Origin of the sequence: Bradyrhizobium sp. SUTN9-2, assembly GCF_003122645.1 — a bacterium.
Classification (GTDB): Bacteria; Pseudomonadota; Alphaproteobacteria; order Rhizobiales; family Xanthobacteraceae; genus Bradyrhizobium; species Bradyrhizobium yuanmingense.
Genome location: NZ_LAXE01000001.1, coordinates 2,383,485 through 2,389,362 on the forward strand (window position 1 = coordinate 2,383,485; position 5,878 = coordinate 2,389,362).

General features: G+C 58.8%; 4 protein-coding genes, 1 pseudogene and 1 riboswitch. Of the genes and pseudogenes, 1 reads left to right on the plus strand and 4 read right to left on the minus strand.

What is annotated here, in order from left to right; translation table 11 throughout:
• Positions 1 to 450 precede the first annotated feature (450 nt).
• Positions 451 to 663 carry a hypothetical protein gene (locus tag XF30_RS11075; protein ID WP_109142696.1) on the plus strand — a complete coding sequence of 71 codons (213 nt, stop codon included), beginning with the start codon at positions 451 to 453 and terminating at the stop codon, positions 661 to 663.
• Between the two features lie 265 nt (positions 664 to 928).
• Here XF30_RS11075 and metE read toward each other — a convergent pair whose 3' ends face one another.
• The 4 genes and pseudogenes from metE to XF30_RS11095 form a co-directional block, all read right to left on the minus strand.
• Positions 929 to 3,262 carry a 5-methyltetrahydropteroyltriglutamate--homocysteine S-methyltransferase gene (metE, locus tag XF30_RS11080; protein ID WP_109142697.1) on the minus strand — a complete coding sequence of 778 codons (2,334 nt, stop codon included), beginning with the start codon at positions 3,260 to 3,262 and terminating at the stop codon, positions 929 to 931.
• A gap of 105 nt (positions 3,263 to 3,367) precedes the next feature.
• A riboswitch (cobalamin riboswitch) is annotated at positions 3,368 to 3,589 on the minus strand.
• 86 nt (positions 3,590 to 3,675) lie between these two features.
• Entirely contained in the window at positions 3,676 to 3,918 is a 243-nt protein-coding gene (locus tag XF30_RS39935) for a hypothetical protein (RefSeq protein WP_204524496.1), read from the minus strand.
• 713 nt (positions 3,919 to 4,631) lie between these two features.
• A pseudogene (locus tag XF30_RS11090) lies at positions 4,632 to 5,220 on the minus strand (mobile mystery protein B).
• Positions 5,217 to 5,669: a mobile mystery protein A gene (locus XF30_RS11095; RefSeq protein ID WP_158284348.1), complete on the minus strand. Its 453-nt coding sequence runs from the start codon at positions 5,667 to 5,669 to the stop codon at positions 5,217 to 5,219. The pseudogene XF30_RS11090 and the gene XF30_RS11095 overlap by 4 nt, the downstream one beginning before the upstream one ends.
• Positions 5,670 to 5,878: the final 209 nt, after the last annotated feature.

Below are 5,878 nucleotides of genomic sequence, written 5' to 3' on the forward strand. Positions count from 1 at the left end.
CCAAAGAATGCTGAAGCCGGCTAGGTGCGTCGGCTAGCGGGCTCCCCGACCCAAGGTCAAAAGTCCCCAACCTTGCGCCCTGCCAATAGAGAAACGAACAAGGTTTAGGAAATCTTAAGTGATCTCCGCAAAGTCGAAACTGGGACGGGGCCGTGAGCGACATACGCGGCCTTGGCTTAAAGAGGCAGGCCCGCGAACTCGCCAACCCCGGCGGGCCTTGCTCTATCCTAATGCACTTTGAGCCTGCTACGGAGTATGAAATAGATCATATGGCTTGCCGGGAGGGCTGCTATATGGTCGCCTTTACCGGGTTGGCGAAATATTTCACTTAAGCCTTTTTCACCCGGAGCTTCTTGGCGATGAAGCCACAGCGGCTCCCGGCTGCGGCCTTTGTGCTGCTACCGCGATCTCATCGGCAACCTGCAACGCCATCATCGCGACGGAGGACATATGCCCAAGGAAAATTGCCTGATTGTTCGTGCTGCCGGGAAACAACTGGATCTGTTGAGGGGCGAGGCCGCGCGCATCGCGAAAGCGGCCAACGTGGGCTGGTGGACTGATCGTGCGGAGGTCGGCACTAGGTTTTGCTTTGAGGATGCCGAAGCCAGAAACTCATTCGCACTTATTTGCGACAGCTTCAACATTGCCAGCCGAGAAGGCTAGCTAGAAAAATCCTGCCGACCTGTGGCCGGCGGGAGTTGAGAGTTGGAGATCTAGCGACCGGACTTCCATGACCGCTGAGATGCCGCCAGCTGAGTTGGACTTCGGCGTGGCAAGCGGCCGGAGGTGATCGTCTTGTCGCAGTCCAGGGGCTGCCCACCATCGACAAATTGACGTGATAAGGCTTGCCGCTGTCAAAAGGGGGGTAAAGTGCATCGGCAGTCTCCCTTGCGGAATTAGGGCCTTGACGATCTAGCTTGCGGCCACATCAAGACGCCTTGCGAAGTTCGCGCGCGGCCGCGACCATGTTGACGAGCGCCGGGCGAACTTCCTCCCAACTGCGCGTCTTCAGACCGCAGTCCGGATTGATCCAGAGCTGCGAGTCCGACAGCCGCTTTCGGGCGAGGGTCATCAGCTCTTTCATCTCGGTGGTATCAGGCACGCGCGGCGAGTGGATATCGTAGATGCCGGGACCGATGTCGTTCGGATATTTGAAGCTGGTGAACGCGTCGAGCAGCTCCATCTTCGAGCGCGAGGTCTCGAGCGAGATGACATCGGCGTCCATTGCCGCGATCGCGTCGATGATAGCGTTGAACTCCGAATAGCACATGTGGGTGTGGATCTGCGTGGCGTCGGCAACGCCCGTGGAGCAGATGCGGAAGCTCTCCACCGCCCAGTCGAGATAGGTTTTCCAGTCGGACCGGCGCAGCGGAAGGCCTTCGCGAAGCGCGGCTTCGTCGATCTGGATCATGGTCGCGCCGGCCTTTTCGAGATCGGTGACCTCGTCGCGGAGCGCGAGCGCAATCTGGCGGCAGGCTTCGCTGCGCGGCATGTCGTCACGGACGAAAGACCAGTTCAGGATCGTCACCGGCCCGGTCAGCATCGCCTTCATCGGCTTCTTGGTCAGCGATTGCGAATAACGCCACCATTCCACAGTCATCGGCTTCGGCCGGGAGACGTCGCCGAACAGGATCGGCGGACGAACGCAACGGGAGCCATAGGACTGCACCCAGGCATGTTGGGTGAAGACGAATCCGGAGAGCTGCTCGCCGAAATACTGCACCATGTCGTTGCGCTCGAACTCACCGTGCACGAGTACGTCGAGGCCAATCTCCTCCTGCCAGCGTACTGTGCGGGCGGTTTCCTCCTTGAGGAATTGCTCATACTGTGCGTCGCTCAGCTTACCCTTGGCATGTGCAGCCCGGGCGTTGCGGACGTCGGCCGTCTGCGGGAACGAGCCAATCGTCGTGGTCGGGAAGGCGGGCAAACCGAAGCGCTTGCGCTGAACCTCGGCACGGCTTGCAAAGGCGCTCTTGCGGCTGCGCATCGCCGGGTCGATCGCGGCCAGCCGCTTGGCGACGGCTGCATCGTGGATTTTGGGCGAGGTCTTCCGCGCGGTCGCTGCACGCTCGGACGCACCGAGAGCGTTGGCGACGCCCGTATCGCCGGCAAGCGCCCTGGCCAGGATCGACAGCTCACCGATCTTCTGCACCGAGAAGGAGAGCCAGCTCTTCACGTCGGGATCGAGAGCAGTCTCAAGCTCCAGGTTGATCGGAATATGTAGCATCGAGCAGGACGGCGCGATCTGAACGCGCCCCTCGCCGAGCTTTGCGACGACCGGCTTGAGCCGGTCGACCAGCGCCGGAAGGTTGGAACGCCAAACGTTGCGGCCGTCAATGACGCCGAGTGAGATGACGAGATCTGAGCGGATGCTGGATGCGGCGATCTGGCTCAACTGATGCGGCGCACGGACGAGATCGACATGCAGACCGGCCACTGGCAGTGCCAGCGCGGTTGCCAGATTGTCGCCGATGGCGCCGAAATACGTCGTCAGCATGATCTTGATGCCAGGGACCTCTTGGGCGAACCGCGCATAGGCGCGCCGGAGTGCGCCTCTTGCTGCATCGTCGAGGTCGAGCACGAGGCAGGGCTCGTCGATTTGCACCCATTCGGCCCCGCGTCTGGCGAGCTCCTGGAGCACCTCGACATAGACGGGTACGAGGCTTTCGAGCAGCGAAACCGGATCGAATGATGCATCGGCACTTTTGCCGAGTTTCAGGAACGTGACCGGACCGACAAGAACCGGGCGCGTCTGATACCCGAGTGCCTTGGCCTCATCATATTCCTCGATCGCCTTGCGGGAGGAGAACTTGAAGGTCTGGCCCATCTGAAACTCGGGGACCATGTAGTGGTAGTTGGTGTCGAACCACTTGGTCATTTCCTGCGCGGCTGCGCCGTGGCCGTGATGCGTGTGACCGCAGCTGGCGTCTTGTTCCTCGCCTTGCGAGCCTCGCGCCATCGCGAAATAGGTCTTGAGTGATACGGGGCCACCCTTCCAGCCGTAGGCCTCAGGAATGGCGCCGACCATGACGCTCGTGTCCAGCACCTGATCGTAGAACGAGAAGTCGTTGGACGGAATGATGGTCGCACCGAGCGACTTCTGACGGGCCCAATTGGCTGTGCGGAGGCCGAACGCAGTTTCGAGCAGTTGTTGCTGGCTCGTTTTGCCGGCCCAGTAGCTTTCGAGCGCGGTCTTGAGTTCGCGACGCGGCCCAATACGGGGCGTGCCGAGTGTAGCAACCGGAAGAGAGAGAGAAGACATAGCTTTAACCCCATTGTGGTGGGGGCAAAAGGCCATGGCGGGCGCTGGCAGGGCAGCCGCGAATGCGGCAGCTGCTTGGCGTCCCACCGGGACACCCCGCCCGTGGACGATTACGTTATCGGGGCAGGTCTCCTGGCTCGCGGGTCATCGCCTGCATCCGGCCTTCCCGAAGCTTGCGCTTCAGTGACACTGATGGATGTGGGCTCACCGCTTACAGTTGCGGGGGCAGCGCCGGCGTTGCGACGGTTCGAATAACCGAACGCGCACCGGCTTCCCTCTTAGCTCCGGGTCAAGCGGACCCGGAGAACCTCGACAGCTCCGATTATCTGCAATGGGGTGCCGGCGTCAACCTCTCTACGTTCACTTCCACTGCGGCATGCCGTCCGGAACGATTGTTTGCACGATCAATGAATTCAACGCTTCATGATCGCAAAATCCGATCGTTGCACAGCGTTACGCACTGGTTGCACCCGGTTGACTACCTTGTGTGTGCCGCCGTCACGTGCAATCGCTACATTAAGTTTTGCTTGTGCCTTGTTGGCCATACGTAAGGAGGACAATGGCCAAATCACCAGCGCGTAACCCATGGCTTCAAATTCAGCAGTAGTAAAGAGTGGCGTCTTTCCAAATTCCGTCAATTTCGCAAGCAGTGGCACGCCAGGCATTCGCTCGCGAAGACGCGGAACATTTCCGCTGAATGCAAGGTGTCAGGGAAGATCGCGTCCGCCTGCCTCTATGTAAAACTTGGCGCGGGTGACCGCGCCGTCGAGCTCTTTTGGCGGCCGCGTCCATTCTGGCAATGATCACGAGATCGCAACGGGCCTTTTGAAGCAGCGGCAACCTTCTCCGCCATATCGTGCGCGTCGACACTCTTCTTGTCGTTCTAGTGGGCACAATTGTTGGTCAGAATCTGGATCTTCCAGATGCAGAGCGGCCGCGCCGGAATTCTCCAGCCGCATATGATGCGCCGAAGCCACATGGTCGCGGAATTGAGGTAGAGCAGACACAATAGAATTCCCGAAATCGCGCGCTACCTTGCATCAGGAGGCGAAGGCGCGCCCGCCAACACCTGATGTAGTGCTCGTGGAAATTGAAATTGACGACGGGTTTTATCGATAGTGCACAAAACGGTCAAATTGCTCTGGCGGTGTTATTGCGCTACCTTGCGCGGATAGCCGTTGTCTTCGTGTAGTGCCAAGGCGCTGACGTAATTCTAAAATCTGACCTTTGCCTACATTGAGCGGACGGTCTTCGGACGAAAACCCCATCCTGCTCCCGTCAAAGTTTTTCATTACCGAACCCATCATTGCCGAGCTAGCTAAGGTAAGCGCTGATTTGGCCAGGATTTGCCAGATGTGGACTGGTCAGTTTATGACCGCGCGAAAGCAACAAGTGGTGCAAGATCATGGTTGTCAGCCGCCTGAAGTGCCGCAATGTAGGCCGTGCGCACAGTGCTGGCTGTCTGCAAGTCGGCGCCGCCCCATGTGAAGCGTTAGCCGCCAAGCTGCACGATCAACACATCAGCAGCCAGTCGTGACCAACGGCCGTTGCCGTTTGGAAACGGATGTACGGATACGAGGCGGTGATGGAAGCGAACGGCAAGTTCGTCCGGTGGGTAGGTGTTGTTTTCGACCCAATACCTTGCGTCGTCGAGGACCTGATGCAGCGAAATTTCGATCAGATGGCGCGACGCCGAGATTGCGCTCCGTCGTTCGGAATTTTCCAGCCCAGCGCCAGACGCGTTCGAACATGCGCCGGTGCAAGCTCTTGAGAAAACTTTCTCGAGTCGCAACTTTCCGGCGGCCGAATGCCCAACGGTTTGCCGTGGCGATATTCTGCTGCTCAAGTTCGTTTAATTCGCTGCGCATAGTAATGTGCGTTGGGATTAGATCTTCGCACTCCTGGGGCGTCAGCGGTGTCGCGTGATCGTCGGCGACGTGCAGATCAGTATTAGTCATTCATCATCCCAGAGACGCGCGGGGCGTTTCAATAAATCCTCGATCGCTTGCTCCCGAAGCGCGCGGGCAGCCTGATTGTTCTCCACAGCCTGGTCCTCAAGCCGCATCGTTTGTTCGATGGCTCGTGATTGCCGCTCGGCGATATCGGCAGCTCGCTTGGTGACGACTTCTGCGAGGGGGCGCTCGGGTACAAGCACATAGACCAACCGGCAGCCGAGGGCCTCAGCCGCGCGTTGAAGCGTATTGAGGGTTACACTGCCGCCTTGCTCGGATTTTTCAAGTTCCACAATGCGTGGCTGCGAAACGCCCAGCCTCTTGGCATATTGGGCGGTGGTCATGCCGAGCGCGTCGCGGATCGCGCGAATCCAGCCCTTGGAAGGGCGCTGGGCGTGCGAGAGCGCTCGGAGCGTGGCGAAGCGGCGGTCGAGATGGCAGATGGCGTCTTTCACGCGATAAGATATAGCATATAATCAGTTGATAAGCTCATAAGATATAACTTATGGAAAGCTCAGTTAGCAATAAGATGTGCCTTATAAAGTAGTATTCAGACAGTAAGGGGATATCTTATTCAAATAGCGCGACCTTTATTCCTTCAACCAATGAGCCAGGCGCTTAGCCCTACCACAGGCCCAGTGCAGATGTTCTTGGAACGTTCTAG

What these genes read in the sequence shown, in the direction of transcription:
- XF30_RS11075 (WP_109142696.1), top strand. Translation starts at nt 451, where the DNA reads ATGCCCAAGGAAAATTGCCTGATTGTTCGTGCTGCCGGGAAACAACTG.
- metE (WP_109142697.1), bottom strand. Translation starts at nt 3,262, where the DNA reads ATGTCTTCTCTCTCTCTTCCGGTTGCTACACTCGGCACGCCCCGTATT.